19 protein-coding genes are annotated in these 18063 nt (G+C 43.9%); 10 read left to right on the top strand and 9 right to left on the bottom strand.

The genetic code is table 11. The annotated features are described in order from the left end of the window. Position 1: 1 nt before the first annotated feature. From malE to malG, 3 genes are all read left to right on the top strand, one after another. The gene (gene malE, locus R7Q38_RS09280) at positions 2-1180 is read left to right on the top strand and encodes a maltose/maltodextrin ABC transporter substrate-binding protein MalE (protein ID WP_005375272.1); all 1179 of its coding nucleotides are present in this window, start codon (positions 2-4) and stop codon (positions 1178-1180) included. A 79-nt stretch (positions 1181-1259) separates the two neighbouring features. Continuing rightward, positions 1260-2834 (top strand): maltose ABC transporter permease MalF, encoded by a 1575-nt coding sequence (gene malF, locus R7Q38_RS09275; RefSeq protein WP_005375273.1) that lies wholly within the window; start codon positions 1260-1262, stop codon positions 2832-2834. A gap of 12 nt (positions 2835-2846) precedes the next feature. Continuing rightward, positions 2847-3737: a maltose ABC transporter permease MalG gene (gene malG, locus R7Q38_RS09270; protein ID WP_005375275.1), complete on the top strand. Its 891-nt coding sequence runs from the start codon at positions 2847-2849 to the stop codon at positions 3735-3737. Between the two features lie 367 nt (positions 3738-4104). Here malG and R7Q38_RS09265 read toward each other — a convergent pair whose 3' ends face one another. The 3 genes from R7Q38_RS09265 to R7Q38_RS09255 all read right to left on the bottom strand — a co-directional run bounded on the left by R7Q38_RS09265 (position 4105) and on the right by R7Q38_RS09255 (position 6058). Next, positions 4105-4350: a hypothetical protein gene (locus R7Q38_RS09265; protein ID WP_005375277.1), complete on the bottom strand. Its 246-nt coding sequence runs from the start codon at positions 4348-4350 to the stop codon at positions 4105-4107. 171 nt (positions 4351-4521) lie between these two features. Continuing rightward, complete coding sequence (locus tag R7Q38_RS09260) at positions 4522-5007, bottom strand: acyl-CoA thioesterase (RefSeq protein ID WP_005375279.1); 486 nt, start codon at positions 5005-5007, stop codon at positions 4522-4524. Positions 5008-5152: 145 nt separating this feature from the next. Beyond that, entirely contained in the window at positions 5153-6058 is a 906-nt protein-coding gene (locus tag R7Q38_RS09255) for a DMT family transporter (protein WP_239938528.1), read from the bottom strand. A gap of 98 nt (positions 6059-6156) precedes the next feature. Between R7Q38_RS09255 and R7Q38_RS09250 the strand changes: the two genes are divergently transcribed. Further along, positions 6157-6945: an AraC family transcriptional regulator gene (locus R7Q38_RS09250; protein ID WP_005385013.1), complete on the top strand. Its 789-nt coding sequence runs from the start codon at positions 6157-6159 to the stop codon at positions 6943-6945. Here R7Q38_RS09250 and R7Q38_RS09245 read toward each other — a convergent pair. Next, positions 6940-7857: a M14 family metallocarboxypeptidase gene (locus R7Q38_RS09245; protein WP_239938529.1), complete on the bottom strand. Its 918-nt coding sequence runs from the start codon at positions 7855-7857 to the stop codon at positions 6940-6942. The two genes, R7Q38_RS09250 and R7Q38_RS09245, sit on opposite strands and share 6 nt — an antisense overlap. Positions 7858-8029: 172 nt before the next feature. Here R7Q38_RS09245 and R7Q38_RS09240 point away from each other — a divergent pair, with 172 nt between their 5' ends. Continuing rightward, positions 8030-8935 carry a DUF808 domain-containing protein gene (locus tag R7Q38_RS09240; protein WP_025768513.1) on the top strand — a complete coding sequence of 302 codons (906 nt, stop codon included), beginning with the start codon at positions 8030-8032 and terminating at the stop codon, positions 8933-8935. Between the two features lie 95 nt (positions 8936-9030). Here the strand turns inward: R7Q38_RS09240 and pyrC are convergent, their stop codons facing one another. Next, the gene (gene pyrC, locus R7Q38_RS09235; protein ID WP_239938530.1) at positions 9031-10059 is read right to left on the bottom strand and encodes a dihydroorotase; all 1029 of its coding nucleotides are present in this window, start codon (positions 10057-10059) and stop codon (positions 9031-9033) included. Between the two features lie 155 nt (positions 10060-10214). Then, positions 10215-10379 carry a YqaE/Pmp3 family membrane protein gene (locus R7Q38_RS09230; protein WP_005375297.1) on the bottom strand — a complete coding sequence of 55 codons (165 nt, stop codon included), beginning with the start codon at positions 10377-10379 and terminating at the stop codon, positions 10215-10217. Between the two features lie 267 nt (positions 10380-10646). On the opposite strand from R7Q38_RS09230, the gene R7Q38_RS09225 reads away from it, so the two are divergent. Beyond that, positions 10647-12464, top strand: coding sequence for a hybrid-cluster NAD(P)-dependent oxidoreductase (locus R7Q38_RS09225; RefSeq protein ID WP_136976511.1), 1818 nt, complete (start codon positions 10647-10649; stop codon positions 12462-12464). Between the two features lie 100 nt (positions 12465-12564). Here the strand turns inward: R7Q38_RS09225 and nadE are convergent, their stop codons facing one another. Beyond that, the gene (gene nadE, locus R7Q38_RS09220; protein WP_136976510.1) at positions 12565-13395 is read right to left on the bottom strand and encodes an ammonia-dependent NAD(+) synthetase; all 831 of its coding nucleotides are present in this window, start codon (positions 13393-13395) and stop codon (positions 12565-12567) included. A gap of 178 nt (positions 13396-13573) precedes the next feature. Between nadE and R7Q38_RS09215 the strand changes: the two genes are divergently transcribed. Then, the gene (locus tag R7Q38_RS09215) at positions 13574-14107 is read left to right on the top strand and encodes a nicotinate-nicotinamide nucleotide adenylyltransferase (RefSeq protein WP_065275432.1); all 534 of its coding nucleotides are present in this window, start codon (positions 13574-13576) and stop codon (positions 14105-14107) included. 14 nt (positions 14108-14121) lie between these two features. Then, complete coding sequence (locus R7Q38_RS09210) at positions 14122-14604, top strand: hypothetical protein (RefSeq protein WP_136976509.1); 483 nt, start codon at positions 14122-14124, stop codon at positions 14602-14604. A gap of 119 nt (positions 14605-14723) precedes the next feature. On the opposite strand, the gene R7Q38_RS09205 is transcribed toward R7Q38_RS09210, so the two are convergent. Beyond that, the gene (locus tag R7Q38_RS09205; RefSeq protein ID WP_005375302.1) at positions 14724-15332 is read right to left on the bottom strand and encodes a hypothetical protein; all 609 of its coding nucleotides are present in this window, start codon (positions 15330-15332) and stop codon (positions 14724-14726) included. Between the two features lie 191 nt (positions 15333-15523). Here R7Q38_RS09205 and R7Q38_RS09200 point away from each other — a divergent pair, with 191 nt between their 5' ends. Then, positions 15524-16633: a 1-acyl-sn-glycerol-3-phosphate acyltransferase gene (locus R7Q38_RS09200; protein WP_005385027.1), complete on the top strand. Its 1110-nt coding sequence runs from the start codon at positions 15524-15526 to the stop codon at positions 16631-16633. Between the two features lie 74 nt (positions 16634-16707). Here the strand turns inward: R7Q38_RS09200 and R7Q38_RS09195 are convergent, their stop codons facing one another. Then, positions 16708-17307, bottom strand: a complete 600-nt coding sequence (locus R7Q38_RS09195; protein WP_025998668.1) for a hypothetical protein — start codon at positions 17305-17307, stop codon at positions 16708-16710. A gap of 319 nt (positions 17308-17626) precedes the next feature. Between R7Q38_RS09195 and R7Q38_RS09190 the strand changes: the two genes are divergently transcribed. Next, on the top strand, positions 17627-17899 hold the full coding sequence (locus R7Q38_RS09190; RefSeq protein ID WP_005375306.1) for a YnjH family protein: 273 nt from the start codon (positions 17627-17629) through the stop codon (positions 17897-17899). The last annotated feature ends 164 nt before the right edge of the window (positions 17900-18063 follow it).

Raw genomic sequence — 18063 nt, 5'->3', positions numbered from 1 at the left:
CATGAAAAAGTTAAGCGCTGTAGCACTAGGTACTCTTGTTGCTTTGGGTTCTTTTGGTGCTAATGCTGCCATCGAAGAAGGACAACTTACTATCTGGATCAACGGTGATAAAGGCTACAACGGCCTTGCTGAAGTTGGTAAGAAATTTGAAGAAGACACAGGCATTAAAGTGACTGTGGCTCACCCAGATGGCCTTCAAGACAAATTCCCTCAAACTGCAGCGACTGGCGACGGTCCTGATATCGTATTCTGGGCTCACGACCGTTTCGGTGGTTACGCAGAAGCTGGCCTGCTAGCAGAAATTAAACCTTCTAAGAATATTCAAGAAGGTATCGTTGATTTCGCTTGGGATGCAGTACGTTACGACGGTAAATTGATCGGCTATCCAGTTGCGGTTGAGTCTCTATCTCTAATTTACAACAAAGACCTAGTTCCAAACCCACCAAAGTCTTGGGAAGAGGTTGCAGCATTAGATGCAAAACTTAAAAAAGACGGCAAGTCTGCAATCATGTGGAACCTAAAAGAACCGTACTTCACTTGGCCACTAATGGCGGCTGATGGCGGCTACGCGTTTAAATACACTTCTGAAGGTTACGATGTTAAAGACGCTGGTATCGCGAAAGAAGGCGTTAAAGACGCAATGAGCTTCGTAAAAGGCTTAGTTGATAAAGGCGTAATCTCTGCGGATATGGATTACTCAGTGTCTGAGTCTGCGTTCAACCAAGGCAAAACAGCGATGACTATCAACGGTCCATGGTCTTGGGGCAACATTGAGAAGTCTGGCGTTAACTACGGCGTGACTACGCTACCTAAGTTCCAAGGTCAATCTTCTAAGCCATTCGTTGGTGTTCTAACGGCTGGTATCAGCACTGCGTCTCCAAACAAAGACCTAGCAGTTGAGTTCATTGAGAACTACCTACTAACAAACGATGGCCTACGTATGGTTAACAACGATAAGCCTCTAGGTGCGGTAGCACTTAACTCGTTCCAACGTGAGCTAGATTCAGATACTCGTATCGCAGCAACAATGGACAATGCGATGAACGGCGAAATCATGCCAAATATCCCTCAAATGAACGCATTCTGGGGTGCGGCTAAGAACGCAATCATCAACGTAGTTGACGGTCGTCAAACTGTCGATGCTGCTCTTGCAGATGCAGAAAAACAAATGACTAAATAATTAAGTAAGACCTTTTTAAGGAGGAGGCAACTCCTCCTTACTTTTCTATATTTATTCTATATTCGCTAGCAGGTTCCCTATGCAGTCAGTTCAAGGTACAAATGCTATGACAGCACCAGAAGCCAGCCTTCCGAGCAGCAAAAAAGTGTTCATGAAATGGTCACTTTTAGGCACAGTCGGCATCATCAATGGCTACGCAACAATCCTTATGTATTCTCGCGGTGAGATTGCGTTTGCACTACTTACGCTCATTCTTACCGCTTTAGCGTTGTTCATCTTTGGTAGCAAAAAGACGTACGCACACCGTTACATCTACCCTGGTATAGCAGGGATGATCCTTTTCATTCTTTTTCCTTTGGCGTACACCATAGGTTTGGCGTTTACCAACTATAGCGCGAAGAACCAACTCTCTTTTGATCGCGCTCAGAACGTACTTTTGGACCGAACTTACCAAAGTGGTGATAGCTACCCGTTCACTTTGTATAAAACGGAGCAAGGCCATCAACTTGTGGTTGAAAAAGATGGTGAGCTACTTGCAAGCCCGACTTTTCAGCTTGATAACCTTTCAGCATCGGAGTTTGATCTTTCACCAATTGAAGAAGTGACGGGTGAAAAAGAATCAATCAAGGCGATTGTTAAGAACCGCAGTGCGTTGAGCAGTGTCGATTTACATTTGCCAAGCGGTGATGATATCCGTATGAGTGGGCTGCGCAAATTTGCTGCAGTTGTGCCTTTGTACACATTACAAGAAGATGGTGAAACGCTTTACAACAACCGGACTGAAGAAACGCTACGTCCAAATATGGAAGTAGGTTACTACCAGCCTGTCGATGAAAACGGTCAATTTGTTGGCAGCACAGTGTCACCAGGTTTCGTGGTGAACATTGGTACCCACAACTTTGAGCGTGTTTGGAAAGATGATGGTATCAAAGAGCCGTTTATCAGTATCTTTATCTGGACCATTGTTTTCTCTGCGCTAACCGTATTGTTTACGCTTGTTATTGGTCTTGTCCTTGCCAGTGTGGTTCAGTGGGAAGCACTTAAAGGTCGCTCAGTTTACCGTTTGTTGCTAATCCTGCCTTATGCAGTTCCGGCGTTTATTTCTATCTTGATCTTTAAAGGTTTGTTTAACCAAAGCTTTGGTGAGATCAACATGTTGTTGGAAGGCTTGTTCGGCATTAGCCCGGCTTGGTTCTCTGACCCGTTCATGGCGAAAACCATGATCTTAATTGTGAACACTTGGCTTGGTTTCCCTTACATGATGATTTTGTGTATGGGCTTACTAAAAGCGATTCCTGATGATCTTTATGAAGCATCAGCAATTGATGGTGCGAACTTTGTCACGAACTTCACACGTATCACACTACCAATGATGTTGAAGCCGTTAACACCATTGTTGATCGCGAGTTTTGCATTTAACTTCAACAACTTCGTACTTATCCAGTTGTTGACTGGCGGTGGTCCAAACATGATTGGTACATCAGAGCCTGCGGGTTACACCGACCTGCTAGTAAGTTACACCTACCGAATCGCATTCGAAGGTGCTGGTGGTCAAGACTTCGGTCTAGCAAGTGCAGTAGCAACGCTTATCTTCCTATTGGTTGGCGCATTGGCACTTATCAACCTACGCGTAACTAAAGTAGCTCAGGACTAAGGAGAAATTACAATGGCAATGGTACAAGGTAAGTCATTAAAGTATCGTGTTTGGGCTACTCATATTGCAATGTGGGCATTCTTGGCACTGATTATTTTCCCTTTACTGATGATCATCGCGATTTCATTCCGTGAAGGTAACTTTGCAACGGGTAGCCTGATCCCAGACAACCCAACACTTGATCACTGGAAATTGGCATTAGGTTTCTCGGTGACTAATCCAGACGGTACAGTTACACCGCCACCATTCCCAGTAATGACATGGCTGTGGAACTCGGTAAAAGTGGGTGGTATTTCTGCAATCCTAATCGTGGCGCTATCAACCACATCGGCTTACGCGTTTGCTCGTATGAAGTTCAAAGGTAAGAACACCATTCTTAAAGCGATGATGATCTTCCAGATGTTCCCTGCGGTGTTGGCACTGGTTGCTCTGTACGCGTTGTTCGACAAACTGGGTCAGTACATTCCTTTCCTTGGTCTGAACACGCATGGCGGTCTGATCTTCGCTTACTTAGGCGGTATCGCACTGCACGTTTGGACCATTAAAGGCTACTTCGAAAGTATTGACTCGTCTCTAGAAGAAGCAGCGGCTCTTGATGGTGCTACACCATGGCAAGCATTCCGTTTGGTATTGCTGCCACTGTCTGTGCCAATCCTAGCGGTAGTCTTCATATTGTCGTTCATCATGGTAATTGGTGAAGTTCCTGTAGCGTCACTACTGCTTTCTGATGTAGACTCGTACACACTTGCAGTGGGTATGCAGCAATACCTATATCCACAAAACTACTTGTGGGGTGACTTTGCCGCAGCTGCTGTACTTTCAGCAGTGCCAATCACTGCCGTATTCTTACTTGCGCAGCGCTGGTTGGTTGGTGGTCTAACCGCTGGTGGTGTGAAAGGATAATCTCTTGTGGTCTGAGATTGATAAGAATAACTAGAAAAGGGCGACCACATGGTCGCCCTTATACTTAGCACGGATATTACAATTTTGGTTTGGCCGCCGATCAGTAATATCTTGGCTTTTATTGGCGTTACGCATAGCTGGCTGTTAGCTTAGTTCCTTACGATTCAATCACTAACAGTTTTTGTAACCATAACCTGAGTTTAGACTCAGGTTTTTTTATGCCTGTTAAAGGCAATTGTGCAATAAGTAGATAGAGATTAGCGGCTTTGCAATGGATTACACAGGGCTTGAATAATGCCCTGCGTAGCACTTCACATAAATAACTAGAGCTTAGTAAAAAGCTAAATTGAGGTAGGGAAGGAAGAGATTAAAACTCTCGGCTGGAAGGTGCGCATCCAACGTATTGAAGCAGCGTGTACAAACTTTCTTGCTGCAGTGCGACGCGACGAAATAGATTAGCAAAGGTAACGTCACCGCCAAAGCAAGTTTGAATGTAATGATTAATTTCTGTTTCGTTATACCCCTCGACGTACATGGTTCTCACCCACTGGTACTCGACCGCTTTTAAATTGGTCAACGTCTCTTCACTTAAGGTCGTTTCTTTTAGTCTCAAGATCCAAACTCTATCCAACTCTAAAATAATGGATGGATTTAAGCAAAGCTAGGTGAAGGATTTATGACAGAGAAGGGCGAGCGTGAAACAAATGGCAAAACCATGATGTTGCTCCACACTCTGGGTCTGGGTAACGTTGAGGTACTTAATAGTGTTCTTAACGGATGCCAGTTACTTGAGATATTTAACGTGTGCTTCCATTTCTTCCCCAATCTCTTTACGCATGTTCATAAGACGGATCGCGGATTGCTCTAAGGCTTTGTCTTCATCTGACTCTGGAATCCATTTCGGTACATCGGTTGGTTTTCCGTTTTCATCTACAGCAACCATGATAACGATACAGTGAGTGGTGAGTCTGTTTTTCATTTGCTTTGGATCACTGGCTTGCACGTCAATCGCAATGTGCATTGAGCTTCGTCCGGTATAAATGACTTTCGCGCTAACTTCGACTAAGTTGCCGACATGAATCGGCGCAACAAACCGAATGCCGCCAGCATATGCGGTAATGCAATATTTACCACTCCACGCTGCAGAGCAGGCGTACGCTGCCAAGTCGATCCATTTCATTACGGCGCCGCCGTGCACTTTTCCGCCAAAATTTACGTCGCTGGGTTCTGCTAAAAAGCGAAGGGTAATGTCTCTTTGACCACTGCTCATCTGTCTTTCCTTGATGGGTTATTGTTTTCCCAATTTAGCAGCAAGATGAATTTTCGGGAATAGCGAATGAAACAAAATATTAACTTTTATTCGAACGCTGGAAGTGACAAGCCACAGCGTAGTTCTGTGGCTTGGGGTGTAGATGTTAATTGGCGGTAGAGGCAATCTCAGAATTGGATAATGGTTTTCTCTGTCTTACGTTTATTTGCGACAAGATAACGCCAGAGATGACTAACAACCCACCAATAATGTGGTAAGCGTAAATTTTCTCACCAATTAGTGTTGAAGCAAGTATGACGGAAACCACAGGCATTAGGTTCATGAACATAGCACTTGAATCAGCACCAATTGAATCAATCGCTTTGACCCACATCAGCGGCGCGAAAATGGAAGCAGCAATACCAGCATAAGCGATTAATGGTAGCGCGTCTTGGCTTGGTAACAGTTGCTCACTAGAGAGCCAAAGTGGTGTGAGCATCAAAACAGAAAAGAAGCCCTGCATGTAAACCAGAGTCAAACTACTGAATGGCATTTTCCAGCGCTTTAGCAGAACACAATAAGCCGCGTATACCATGGCAGCAACGAGCATTAAGCTGTCACCTTGCGTTAAGTCTTGATGTAAAAAGTAAGTGATATCACCGTGACCAAGCATAAATGCCAAGCCGCCGAGCGAAATGACACCACCGACGATACTTAACATTGATATAGATTTACCGAGCAATGGGACACTTAAAAACACACTGATCAAAGGAACTAAAGAGGTGATCAGGGCCATATTAGAGGCCGTTGTTGTTAAACCGGCATAGTATCCAAGTGACTGGTTGAGAACCATACCAAGTAACGCAAGAAACGCCAACTTAGCTAAGTAAGGTCGAATAATGTGTCGTTGTTTGATGATTGCAGGCAGGCAAAATGGCGTTAGGAGTACCATTGCGACAAACCAACGGTAGAAACTCATCGCACTTGGTTCAATGGCGCTCGCAGCCATCTTGTTCACAATTGAGTTACCACCCCAAATCATAACGGTGAAAAACGGAAGTAAATAAATCATGAGAACCCTATAGCACAATTATTGATGGCGCTAGTCTGGCAGGTCTTTATAATAAAAAGTATCTCTTAAAAGACATCGTAAGCGATAGGAAGACAATTTTGAAAAAGAGCGCCAGAAATCTTCACCCCTCCTTATCAATCGATCGTGCGCCATCAGATGTATTTATGAATTTCGAAGCGTTTCTCTCTAATACAGAAACACGAATTCATAGCCACCCTTGGGGGCAAGTGCAACTGATCAGCGGTGGGATTCTGGAGATGGATGCAGAAGACACAAGATTTCTAGCACCTCCACATCTTGCTATTTGGGTTCCCGCCGGAATTCGTCACACTAGCTACAACCGTAAGCCAATCGAATATTGTTCTTTGAATATTGCCCCTGAATTGACGGCGCATTTTCCAACTAAAACGAGCTTGATCAAAGTGACTCCAATCGTGTCATCTATTATTGAGGACTTTCGTCAGCGAGACATTAATGTGGCGCAAACTGATGAAGACAAGCGCTTGGTACAAGTGTTATTGGACCAGCTTGCAAAGCAAGAAGTCGAACATCACTTTTTACCGACTACCGACAATAAGTATCTTGAACCGATTTTAAAAGCAGTAGAAGAATCGCCGACGGATGAGATCAGTTTGGCGGAGTGGGCGGCAAAAGTGCATACCACAGAACGCACGTTAGCGAGACATTGCCAGAGTGAATTAGGGATGAGCTTTACTGAGTGGCGCTTACGTGTGCGATATTTACATTCTATGGAGTTGCTGCGTAAAGGGCAGACCGTAAAAGAAGTCGCTCTGACGTTAGGTTATAACCAAGCTAGCCCTTTTATCGCGATGTTCAAGAAATACTCCGGCATGACACCGGAGCAATACAAGAATCGATTGTTATAGCTGAGCGATTATGTAATTCAAACCACCGACCACGGCTGCAACCTGTGCATCGTTACATTCTTCGTCGTTCACCGTTGGGCTGTCTGGGTACACTTCCGTTGTCGTGCCGTAAACGCAATTTGTTACGCCGCCACACAGGCCCAGTTTTACCATTGGGTAGTTGATAACGCCAAACTGTACGGCGGGTGAACCAATGATTTCGCCGTTTTCATCTGCTGGTGCAATGTGAGTCACTTTTGCAACTGACTCAATGACCGCTTTTTGGAAGTCAGGCTGAGGGTTTTCACTATCTCCCACCGTGTAAAAGCCATCTGGGATCATACCTTCAATGTACTCAATACCATCACGAGCAGCTAAGGCTGGACGGAACTCAGTTTCGTCAGAATCTGTCGTTTCATGTAGATCAATGTGCATTAACACATCGCCTAAAGTTGCAACGAGCTTCATGAGGTTAGCGGACTCTTCAGCAGGGCTGTCTTTATAGAAAGAGCGGTTTGGATCAATCGCGTTTGGATTCCAGCGGTTGATCACCTCGTAACCCCAAGGGCTTACGCAGGGTGCAACGACAATATTGAAATGCTCTGCATAGCGCTCTGCTTCTGTTTCTACAAACTTTAATGCGCCATGTACACCGCTGGTTTCGTAACCGTGCACGCCGCCTGTGACCAACACAGCAGGTTTAGTTGAATCCCAATTGCGTGTTTTGATACAAAACAGAGGGAAGCGTGCCTCGTTGTATGAGAGCGCACCATATTGTTCAACATCAAAACGCTCGCGTAGGGCATCGATTTTACTGACGACTTCATCTTGGTAGCTACGTTTTACTTCTTGCGTTGCTAACCAAGTTTTACGTTCTTCTTCGTTCCAAGGTTGGCCAGGAGTACCGATCGGGTAAATGTATCCACTTTTCATCTATACTTTTTCTTTTGACTGCTGAAAGGTATCACAAGACTAGACCTGTCTTATCTTTACGGCAATATAAAACACCATTTGGGGTGGTATTCTTTGCAAAATCATCACTTTGATGAGTGATTCATTGGTGTTACATTTTGTTACTTACTCAATTTCATATAAGAGACAAAAAATGGCTGGAGCAAGTTTACTCACACTGTTGGATGATATTGCCACGGTGCTTGATGATGTCGCCTTAATGTCAAAAATGGCTGCAAAGAAAACCGCAGGTGTGTTGGGAGATGATCTAGCGTTAAACGCTCAACAAGTGTCTGGTGTTGCATCTGAGCGAGAGATTCCAGTGGTTTGGGCGGTTGCAAAAGGCTCATTCAAAAATAAATTGATTTTAGTTCCTTCAGCTTTACTTATTAGCGCGATTATTCCATGGCTTATCATGCCATTATTGCTAATTGGCGGCTTATTTCTCTGCTTTGAAGGGGCAGAGAAAGTACTTGAGAAAGTGTTTCCTCACTCGCATCCGCACGAAGAAGAAGATGAGCTAGTTAATACTGGCGAGTCGATAGAAGAGTATGAAAAGCGTAAAGTTTCTGGTGCGATTCGGACAGACTTTATCCTTTCAGCAGAAATCATCGTGATTGCGTTAGGTACCGTGACAGGAGCCAGTCTTGTTACGCAAATTTTAGTTGTCAGTTTAATTGCAGTGATTATGACGGTTGGAGTTTATGGACTAGTCGCTGGGATTGTGAAGCTAGATGATTTAGGCCTTTACCTTGAAAGTCGCTCAAACGGTAAAGGTTGGGTGGCGAAAGTCGGAGGGGCCTTGGTCGCTTTTGCACCAAAGTTGATGAAGTTGTTAACCATTGTAGGAACTGCTGCGATGTTTTTGGTGGGTGGAGGAATTGTGGTGCACAACGTGCCAGCCATTCATCACTTTGTAGAGCCGATTATTATGAACTTTAGTGGTCATTCGGTTGCTACAGCCATTTTGCCTATTTTATTGAACGGTATTATCGGCTTTGTGGCGGGGTTGGTTGTGGTTGCGGTATGGACGATGGTTGAAAAGCTTCGTGGTCAATAATCACATCTAAAACATGAGACGATAATAACAAGGGTCATGACTTCTTTTTACAAAAAGCATGACCCTGTTTTATGGGTGAAACGTCAGTAAAGTACTTACTTCACTTTCCACTCGATCTGTTCATTTGCGCGAATAGGCACAACGATATCATTGCCAAATGGCATCGTTTCTGGCACATCCCAAGCGGATTTTTCTAACGTTACTGTATCTGTGTTACGTGCAATGCCGTAAAAATCAGGACCGTTGAAGCTTGCGAAAGCTTCCAAGTTTTCCAACTTGCCTTCTTTTTCGAAGACTTCTGCATAAAGCTCTAGCGCTGCGTGTGCAGTGTAAGAACCAGCACAACCGCAAGCCGATTCTTTTGCCCCTTTCGCATGTGGCGCTGAGTCTGTACCTAGGAAAAACTTCTTGCTACCACTAGTTGCTGCTTCGATCAGCGCTTGCTGGTGGGTTCCGCGCTTAAGAATTGGCAAACAGTAGAAATGAGGTTTAATACCACCCACAAGCATGTGGTTACGGTTGAAAAGAAGGTGGTGGGCAGTGATGGTAGCCGCTACGTTGTCTGAGGCGTTGCTAACGAAGTTTGCTGCGTCGGCGGTGGTGATATGTTCTAGAACGATTTTAAGATTAGGGAAGTCATTGACGATAGGAGCGAGGACAGTATCAAGGAATTCTTTTTCTCGGTCGAAGATATCAACATCGTGATGTGTTACCTCCCCATGAACCAAAAGTAACATTCCTACTTCTTCCATTGCTTCTAAAACGTGATAAATGTTTTTCGCATTGGTCACGCCGGAATCTGAGTTTGTTGTGGCGCCAGCAGGATAGAGCTTGGCAGCAACAATGTGTCCGGTGGCTTTAGCCTTACGTATTTCGTCTGGTGTCGTGTTATCTGTAAGGTAAAGCGCCATTAAAGGCTCAAACTGTTCGCCATGTTGCTCTTTGAGAATTCGGTCACGGTAGGCTAGGGCGAGCTCAGTTGTAGTAACAGGTGGGATGATATTTGGCATAATCAGCGCACGGCCATTGTAGCGGCTGATGTCGCGAACGGTGTCTTTAAGAACTTCCCCATCGCGTAAGTGGACGTGCCAGTCGTCAGGACGAGTGATAGTCAGTGTTGTCATTAATTGCTCCCACCATTGAAAAGTTGTCTGATTGGAGCCTAAGCGCCGTATTTGCTTTTGAGCAAACGCTTGCGCTTAGGCGACAGGATGATAGAGGAATTGCCCTCATATTTCATCCCATTTTTCAATTTTATAAAGAGTGAGAGTGTAAGTGGTTACTTCATTGTTAACCAAAGCGCGTGGATCGTACCTGGTAGAAAGAAGAAACACGTCAATATTAGATTAATCAAAAAGTCTTTATTTAGACCTTTCTCCATAAACACCGCGACAGGCGGAAGAAAGATACATAACAAAATCAGAACCAGTTTTCTTGTATCCATAATTAAGCTCCAAATCGATAAATGGGAGTAGTGATAACTTGGGTGAATTATGTGTGTCGTATCACACTTTATCAAACGGTATTTGGTCAGAACGGTGTTAAAAAACGCGAATATTGAGTGTAGTAAATACTTGTCACTAAAACCAAATTTATAAGAATATGGTTTCGAGAAAGTTGCAATGGATGAAGAGGCAGCAGACTCTGCAACTTAATGTGATTTGAGTATACAATACCGCAACAAATAAAAAACACCCGTAGGAAGAAGGCCATGTCGCAACCCGTTTTATCCCAAATTAATGTTTTTCCGGTTAAGTCAGTTGGCGGATTATCGCTGTCGTCCGTATGGGTTGAGAAGCAAGGATTGAGCTTCGATCGTCGCTTTATGATTGCGAAAGCTGATGGCTCGATGATCACTGCGCGAAAGTATCCGCAAATGGTAACCATTAAGTCTGCCTTATTGTCCGATGGAGTGGTGTTTAGTAGTTTGGGTATGGAGCCACTTAAAATCCGTTACCAAGATTTCAAAATGCAGGAGACACCTGCAACGGTTTGGAAAGATACGTTTACTGCCTATACCACGACAGATGATGCAGATGACTGGTTTAGTCGTGTGTTGGGGCAGCGCGTTGAGTTGTTGTTTAGTGGTGAGCAATCGAATCGTGTCCGTGAAAAGCTAGGTCAAAACGTCAGTTTTGCTGATGGTTATCCGGTTTTAGTGATCAGCCAAGCTTCACTTGATGAGCTGAACCGAAGAAGTTCAGAGCTACACTCAATGGATCAGTTTCGTACTAACTTAGTTGTCTCTGATACTAAGCCATTTGAAGAAGATTCATGGAAGCGCATACGAATCGGTGAGGTAGAGTTTGAGTCTCTCAAACCTTGCGAGCGCTGTATCCTGACTACGGTGAATACCCAAAGAGGCACATTCCGTGAGAGCAAAGAGCCGCTCAAAACCTTGCAACAGTTCCGTGCAAACGATGTCGGTGGTGTGTTCTTTGGCCAGAATCTTGTCGCGCGAAATGAAGGCATTATTCGTCAAGGCGATAAAGTTGAAGTATTGGAGTACAAAGAGCCGGAGTTTTACGCAGATAACTCGCCAGTGCGCATGAAGCTTACATGTGTTGAGCGTGAAGAAATTGCCCAAGACTTTGTGACCTTATGGTTAGAGCCAAACAAAGGTTCGTTGCCTAATTACTTGCCAGGACAACACCTGCCAATAGAGGTGAATATTGATGGTAAGAAAGTGGGTCGACGCTATACCTTATCATCCAGTCCTTCTCGCCCGGGTCGTTATGCTATTTCTGTAAAGCGTATCGCGGGTGGAAGAGTCTCTAACTCACTCTTAGACAACTTACAAGTCGGTGATGTTTTAGAGGCAGAACAACCTGACGGTCAGTTCCACCTTAAAACGCATGAAGCGCAGCCTCTGCTGTTACTCTCTGCGGGTAGCGGAGTAACACCAATGTTATCAATGGTGCGTTACTTAGCGGATCACAATCAGTTGGATAATGTGGTTTTCTACCATCAATGTCGCACCGAGAATGATATTCCTTGTCGCTCAGAGTTGGAGCAGTTAAAGCGTGAGCACCCAGGGCTAGAAGTAAAAGTCTGTTTAACGCAACCTGCTGTTGATTGGTTTGGTTTGAAAGGGCGTTTAAGTTTGTCACACATTAAGCAAATCAAAGATGTTGAACAGCGCCAAGTGTTTGTGTGTGGTCCTGATGGTTTTATGGAGAAAGCGAAAAATCTCCTGCTAAGAAAAGGGCTGCCAGAAGAAAACTACCATCAAGAAGCGTTTGGCGTATCTTCAGTCACTTCAAGACCAGAGAAGAGCATAGCGATCGATTTCAATGGGACGAAAGTTGTAGGGAATAATCAGAAAACGTTGTTAGATCAGCTTGAAGACGCAGGGAAGGTTGTTAGCAATAGCTGTCGTGCTGGCTTATGCGGCGCGTGTAAGGTTCAGCTTACGTCGGGTCAAGTACATCATCCGGACGTGCCTGCGTTGACAGATGAGGAACGTGCAATGGGAACCGTATTGGCGTGTTGTGCTGTGCCAGAGACGGACGTAACAGTAACCAACTAGGCGAGAGCAATTTTGTCCTTCGACAAAAACTGTTCCTAGACAAAAAAACGCTGCTATTTTTAGCAGCGTTTTGAGTTTTAAAGAGAGCTGAAAATATCGCTTAGTCGTAAATCGTCGGGATTGGCTGGCGTTTGTGCTGCGTTGCTTTGTAAATCGCTACCAGACGGTCACTCACTTGCTGTGGAACAGGTTTGCCCTCTAAGAAGTCGTCGATTTGCTCGTAAGTTAGGCTTAGGGCATCTTCATCTGCTTTTTGTGGAGCAAGCTCTTCTAAGTCTGCTGTTGGCACTTTCTTCACTAGTTGCTCAGGTGCACCCAATGTAGCAGCCACTTCACGAACTTGGCGTTTACTTAATCCGAACAATGGTGCCATGTCACAAGCGCCATCACCAAATTTAGTGTAGAAACCAGTGATGTTTTCTGCTGAGTGATCAGTACCAAGAACAAGGCCGCCTACGTAGCCCGCGATCTCGTATTGAGCAACCATGCGAGCACGCGCTTTTACATTGCCTTTTACGAAGTCGACTTTTGCTGCATCAGTTGGTAGAAGATCTGTGCCTTCTAATGCAACGTGAGAAGCCGAATGAAGCCCGTCAACACCTGCTTTGATGTTCACCGATACAGAATGGGTTGGCTGGATAAAAGACAGAGCGAGCTGAGCCTCATCTTCATCTTTTTGCTCCCCGTAAGGCAGGCGAACTGCGATAAATTGGTAGCTATTGTTGTCCGCTTCTTCGTTTAGTTGGTCTACAGCCAACTGAGCTAAACGACCACATGTCGTTGAGTCAACGCCACCGCTGATGCCAAGAACAAGAGACTTACAGCCCGCTTCTTGCAATTTACGCTTAATAAAAGCGACACGGCGTTCAATTTCAAAATGCGGATCAATTGAAGGGAGTACGCGCATTTCGTCACGGATGGATTGTTCCATTTAGGGTTCCTTTTCCTGCAAATATTTCAGACTCTAAAGCACATTTGCTCAAATGGTGATAAACCATACAGTTGAGGCTCATTAAACGCGACTTTAGGGTCAAAAGCTGTAAAGATTAGTAGTATCATACCGAAATCATCAGATTAGAAAACTCTCTTCAACCAGGTAATCACCGGATATGAAAAAAATCGCCATTTTTGGTAGTGCATTTAACCCACCTAGTTTAGGGCATAAAAGTGTTATTGAGTCTTTGAGCCACTTTGATCTTGTGCTACTTGAGCCAAGCATTGCACACGCTTGGGGCAAGAACATGCTTGATTACCCAACTCGGTGCAAAATGGTTGATGTGTTCATCAAGGATATGGGGCTTTCTAATGTTCAGCGTTCTGATGCAGAGCAAGCTTTATACCAACCTGGACAAAGTGTGACGACCTATGCGTTGTTAGAAAAAATTCAAGAAATCTACCCAACTGCCGATATAACTTTTGTCATTGGTCCTGATAATTTCTTCAAATTTGCTAAATTTAGTAGAGCTGAAGAGATTACGGAACGTTGGACTGTTATGGCATGTCCTGAAAAAGTAAAAGTCAGAAGCACGGATATTCGCAAAGCATTGGCCGAGGGTGAAGAGATCGGCGCCTATACAACACCTTCCGTACGTGATTTATTACTTAGTAAAGGCTTATACAGAGAAACATTGTCTGGGAACTGAGAGGTCAGATTTTCATGGTCAGAGTCGTTTTATTTAGTGCATGTGCGCTGCTTGTGGTGACACAAGCTCATTCCGCGTGTAACTATTTTTCTGATCGTTCCGTGGTGTTTGAAGATAACACGCTTCCAATCTGTGAAGAAATTTTAGATTCCATCGACGTGTTAAGTACTGAAGCATTGATTTGGTATGCAGCGGAAGCGAAGCTTGAAGGACCAACAGAAAACTATTGGGAGGAGTGGGCGATTAAGCCGGAAGACACCCCACTTCTAACTCAAAACTTAGAAAAGAATTACTTTGGTCTTGGTTTTTGGATGCCGGAAGAGCTCCGAGACGAAGAGAGTAAAATGGATACAGAAGAGTGGCTTCGTAGTCACGGGTTGATGTTCAGCGTCGGTTTTGGTGATAAATCCGACGGACAGCCAAGAATGCGGTTTGATTATCGTTGGCACGAATATTATGACGCTGACTGGATGATGCAGATAGAGGTACCTTTCTAGACACCTCAAGCAAATGAAAAAAGGGCGTACATTATCAATGTACGCCCTTTTTGTTTTAATCTACTTTCTGTGTCCGTAATTCTACGTAATGCTGAACACGTAGCTTGTTGAAGAGCAAGTTATAGCGCTTCTCCAAAGACTAAAAAGCAAAGCTGTTCATATTCTTCGGTGTTACCAGCAAAAAGAGAGTCAACAATTTGCTCTTCCTTCTTCCCCGACAGTTTCATTTTTCTTGCTTCACGTAGTGTTAGTACCAAGCAAAGCTCTTTAGAAATATTCATGTCACAGCCAGGAGTCCATTGATTGATGGTTCTCGTTAACGTTGAGTGCGCTAGTTTAGGAGACAGCGTCAATACTTCATGTCTTACTACTGTCAGTAGATCGGTTTGCAGATCCGAGCGTTCGGCAGTTGTTGCTAGCTTCTCGACGAGCGCTTTTAGTAGCGGTGAAGGCTTCACAAAGCCCGCCTGTTGTGAGAAGTCGTCATTTAAACGCACAGAAAAATCACAACGATATACACGAGAATTAGGTAAAAAGGTGAGGGAGCTCAAACATCCTTGAGGAATCCAAAAATATTGGCCTGGTTCAATGGCATACTCCTGCTTACCCAATTTAATGACGGCTAACCCTTCGATGACAGATAGTAGACTGTGCTTCAGTGCTTTTTTACGCGCAGCTACATCAAGAAAGGGGTATTTAGCGTCGTGAAATTCAATTGCGTAGTTCATTATGAGTACCAGTGTTTTTTGGCGCTAAGGGTAACGTTAAACCCATACGATTCCAACCGGCTGAGAGAATTTTTTAGCATGATAAATGGTGGCTTAACTGGTATGACCATGTTAAAAGTATGGGTTGAAATGCTGCTTGTCAGCAAAACTATGCGTAAAATGTGCCAGCTTTTTTTGATATGTAATGAACAATGACAGCCAATACCGATCCTTATATTGAAATTCGTCCTTACAACGACGAAGAAATTCCAGCAGCGCTGGATCGTCTAATCCAAGATGATGAATTTATCACTGCTATCCTAGAACATCGCTTTGCTAATAAAGCAGCATGGTTCAAAACGCTAATGAGCCCGATCCTGCGCATCTACCTGAAAGCCAAGTGGAGCAAGCTTGATTCTGTCGAAGCAATTCAGATTGAAGTGAAGAAGTATCTGAAAGATACATTGAATAAGACAACGGATGGCGTCACTTTTTCTGGTTTGGATAAGCTGGATAAAAACACGTCATACCTATTCGTTTCTAACCACCGTGATATTGCGATGGACCCTGCGCTCGTAAATTATGGCTTGTACCAAAGTGGGCACCGTACAGTTCGTATAGCGATTGGCGATAACCTGCTGAAGAAGCCATGTGCGACAGAATTGATGCGACTCAATAAGAGCTTCATCGTTAAGCGCTCTGCTAAAGCGCCTAGAGAAATGATGAAAGCATTGGGACAACTGTCAAGCTATATCAAACATTCGCTTGATACTGGCAATTCAATTTGGATTGCCCAAAAGGAAGGCCGTGCTAAAGATGGAAACGACTTTACTGATCCTGCGATTTTAAAAATGTTCCATGTTGAAGGTCGTAAACAAAAGATCAGCTTTGGTGAGTACACGCGTTCTCTGAAAATCGTTCCTGTCTCGATTGCCTATGAAAATGATCCATGTGACATTGCCAAAGCAAAAGAGCTGTACGAAAAAGCAGAAAATGGCCGCTATGAAAAAGGCGAATTTGAAGATATCGAAAGCATCATTCAAGGTATCGTTGGCTATAAAGGCCGTGTACATGTTGCGTTTGGTGATGTGATTGAGCAAGAGTTTGAAACGCCGGAATCTCTTGCTGGTGAAATCGACCGCCAAATTCACAACAACTACAAGTTGTACCCAATCAACTTGTTAGCTGCTGGGCATGAAGATTCGAGCATCATTACGGAAGCGGTTAAGCGTCATCTCGCGGATAAGTTGGATCAGCTACCTGAAGGCGCAAGACCTTATTTGGTGGCGAGCTATGCTAATCCTGTGAATAACCAAGAGTAATCTTCGTCACTGAACTCTGTTGATTCAGAATGCCTTAAAGCCTCGGCCTGCCGGGGCTTTTGTTTATCTGCTCTTTAAGGTGCGACGGCGCCACCAAGGGTTAAATTGCTAGGCCATTTGGTGATCCTGTTACCACCTAAATAGATATTCCCTTTCACCGTCATTGTGTCTGGAAATACTTTCAGCGCTGATCCTCCAATATAAAGATTACCATCAACCACCAATCCTTCAGGAAGTTCAGAAATGGGAGTGCGAATAACACTTAGATCACCTTTTACTCGAAGTTTAGCTGGAAGCGCTTTTAACGGTGTATCTGTCAGATTTAGGTAACCGCCTAGTTTGATGCCTTTAGGCCAGTTTTCGATCTTACTACCTAGTAGGTTTGCATAGCCTTTTATCTTTGTTCCTGAGCGAATAACTTTGAGTGCGCTGTTAGTTGCTTCCAGACTGCCTTCAACATCAAGCCCTTTAGGCAAGGTTTTGATAGGGGTTTGTGAGATGTTTAAGTTGCCCTTTACCACTAGGCCAGAGGGGAGTTGGGTGTAAGGCTTGTTTCTAAGATCAAGATTGCCGTAATTATCGATGTGACCAAACTTAGAATAGTAATCTAGCTCATATGCCAAAGGAGACGAGCAGAGCAGGATTGAAGTAATGCATAGGGAAACAAAACGCATAGTCAAAGAGTTAGTTAAATACCGAGATCAACAGGTGCTTATCTTATACTTAAATAAACCTATTATGCATTTTTTGCTCACAGTTTTTGATTCATAACTTAAATATTCAAATTAGAGATACACGTTAAAAGTGTGCACTTCTTTACTGAGCTAAGTAACTTCAAGCTTACTAAAATGAGATAAATTAAATGATTGAATGTGAAGCAGACCCAAGTGTAGAGGTGAGAAAAATATCAGTAGATATTTGAATAATATGAGATTCTTCCAAGAACTTCACAAGGGTCCTTGTTAGTATTATTGAGGTTTGAGGGAGATTTTCATGAAGTTAAAAAGTGTATCTATTTTTACCGCTGGTGTTTTTGCAGTACTGCTGTCGGGTTCCGTTTTTGCTAAATCATACAGTACACCAGAAAACAAAGCGCTAATAGTTGCTGACGGTAAGGTAGGTCAGCGTATCTGTTACTACGATGATAAAGCCTACACCACAGGGGCCGTGATTAATGTTGAAGGCGTATTACTGATGTGTACCGCTGAGAACGATTTTGAAACCAATGGCTCGTTAAAGTGGGTCGTGTTCAAAAAAGATAAATAAACGCGCCGAAGTTGTCTGTTTCATTTAGAGCGGTTTAAGATTAAGAGATTGGAAAAATAAAAAGCGAGCATCATGCTCGCTTTTTTCATTTTCAGCCCTAAACCACCTACTTCAGTAGGTGGTTATCATCCGTTTCGGCTTTGCCTGTAAAACTACTCATGCTA

Origin of the sequence: Vibrio sp. Vb0598, assembly GCF_033338935.1 — a bacterium.
Taxonomy (GTDB): Bacteria; Pseudomonadota; Gammaproteobacteria; order Enterobacterales; family Vibrionaceae; genus Vibrio; species Vibrio alginolyticus.
This window is presented reverse-complemented; position numbering and strand designations above follow the sequence as displayed.

Bases quoted from the DNA above. Each gene is read 5' to 3' on its own strand.
- malE (WP_005375272.1), top strand. From the start codon at position 2: ATGAAAAAGTTAAGCGCTGTAGCACTAGGTACTCTTGTTGCTTTGGGT.
- malF (WP_005375273.1), top strand. From the start codon at position 1,260: ATGCAGTCAGTTCAAGGTACAAATGCTATGACAGCACCAGAAGCCAGC.
- malG (WP_005375275.1), top strand. From the start codon at position 2,847: ATGGCAATGGTACAAGGTAAGTCATTAAAGTATCGTGTTTGGGCTACT.
- R7Q38_RS09260 (WP_005375279.1), bottom strand. From the start codon at position 5,007: ATGAGCAGTGGTCAAAGAGACATTACCCTTCGCTTTTTAGCAGAACCC.
- R7Q38_RS09255 (WP_239938528.1), bottom strand. From the start codon at position 6,058: ATGATTTATTTACTTCCGTTTTTCACCGTTATGATTTGGGGTGGTAAC.
- R7Q38_RS09245 (WP_239938529.1), bottom strand. From the start codon at position 7,857: ATGAAAAGTGGATACATTTACCCGATCGGTACTCCTGGCCAACCTTGG.
- R7Q38_RS09240 (WP_025768513.1), top strand. From the start codon at position 8,030: ATGGCTGGAGCAAGTTTACTCACACTGTTGGATGATATTGCCACGGTG.
- pyrC (WP_239938530.1), bottom strand. From the start codon at position 10,059: ATGACAACACTGACTATCACTCGTCCTGACGACTGGCACGTCCACTTA.
- R7Q38_RS09230 (WP_005375297.1), bottom strand. From the start codon at position 10,379: ATGGATACAAGAAAACTGGTTCTGATTTTGTTATGTATCTTTCTTCCG.
- R7Q38_RS09225 (WP_136976511.1), top strand. From the start codon at position 10,647: ATGTCGCAACCCGTTTTATCCCAAATTAATGTTTTTCCGGTTAAGTCA.
- nadE (WP_136976510.1), bottom strand. From the start codon at position 13,395: ATGGAACAATCCATCCGTGACGAAATGCGCGTACTCCCTTCAATTGAT.
- R7Q38_RS09215 (WP_065275432.1), top strand. From the start codon at position 13,574: ATGAAAAAAATCGCCATTTTTGGTAGTGCATTTAACCCACCTAGTTTA.
- R7Q38_RS09210 (WP_136976509.1), top strand. From the start codon at position 14,122: ATGGTCAGAGTCGTTTTATTTAGTGCATGTGCGCTGCTTGTGGTGACA.
- R7Q38_RS09205 (WP_005375302.1), bottom strand. From the start codon at position 15,332: ATGAACTACGCAATTGAATTTCACGACGCTAAATACCCCTTTCTTGAT.
- R7Q38_RS09200 (WP_005385027.1), top strand. From the start codon at position 15,524: ATGACAGCCAATACCGATCCTTATATTGAAATTCGTCCTTACAACGAC.
- R7Q38_RS09195 (WP_025998668.1), bottom strand. From the start codon at position 17,307: ATGCGTTTTGTTTCCCTATGCATTACTTCAATCCTGCTCTGCTCGTCT.
- R7Q38_RS09190 (WP_005375306.1), top strand. From the start codon at position 17,627: ATGAAGTTAAAAAGTGTATCTATTTTTACCGCTGGTGTTTTTGCAGTA.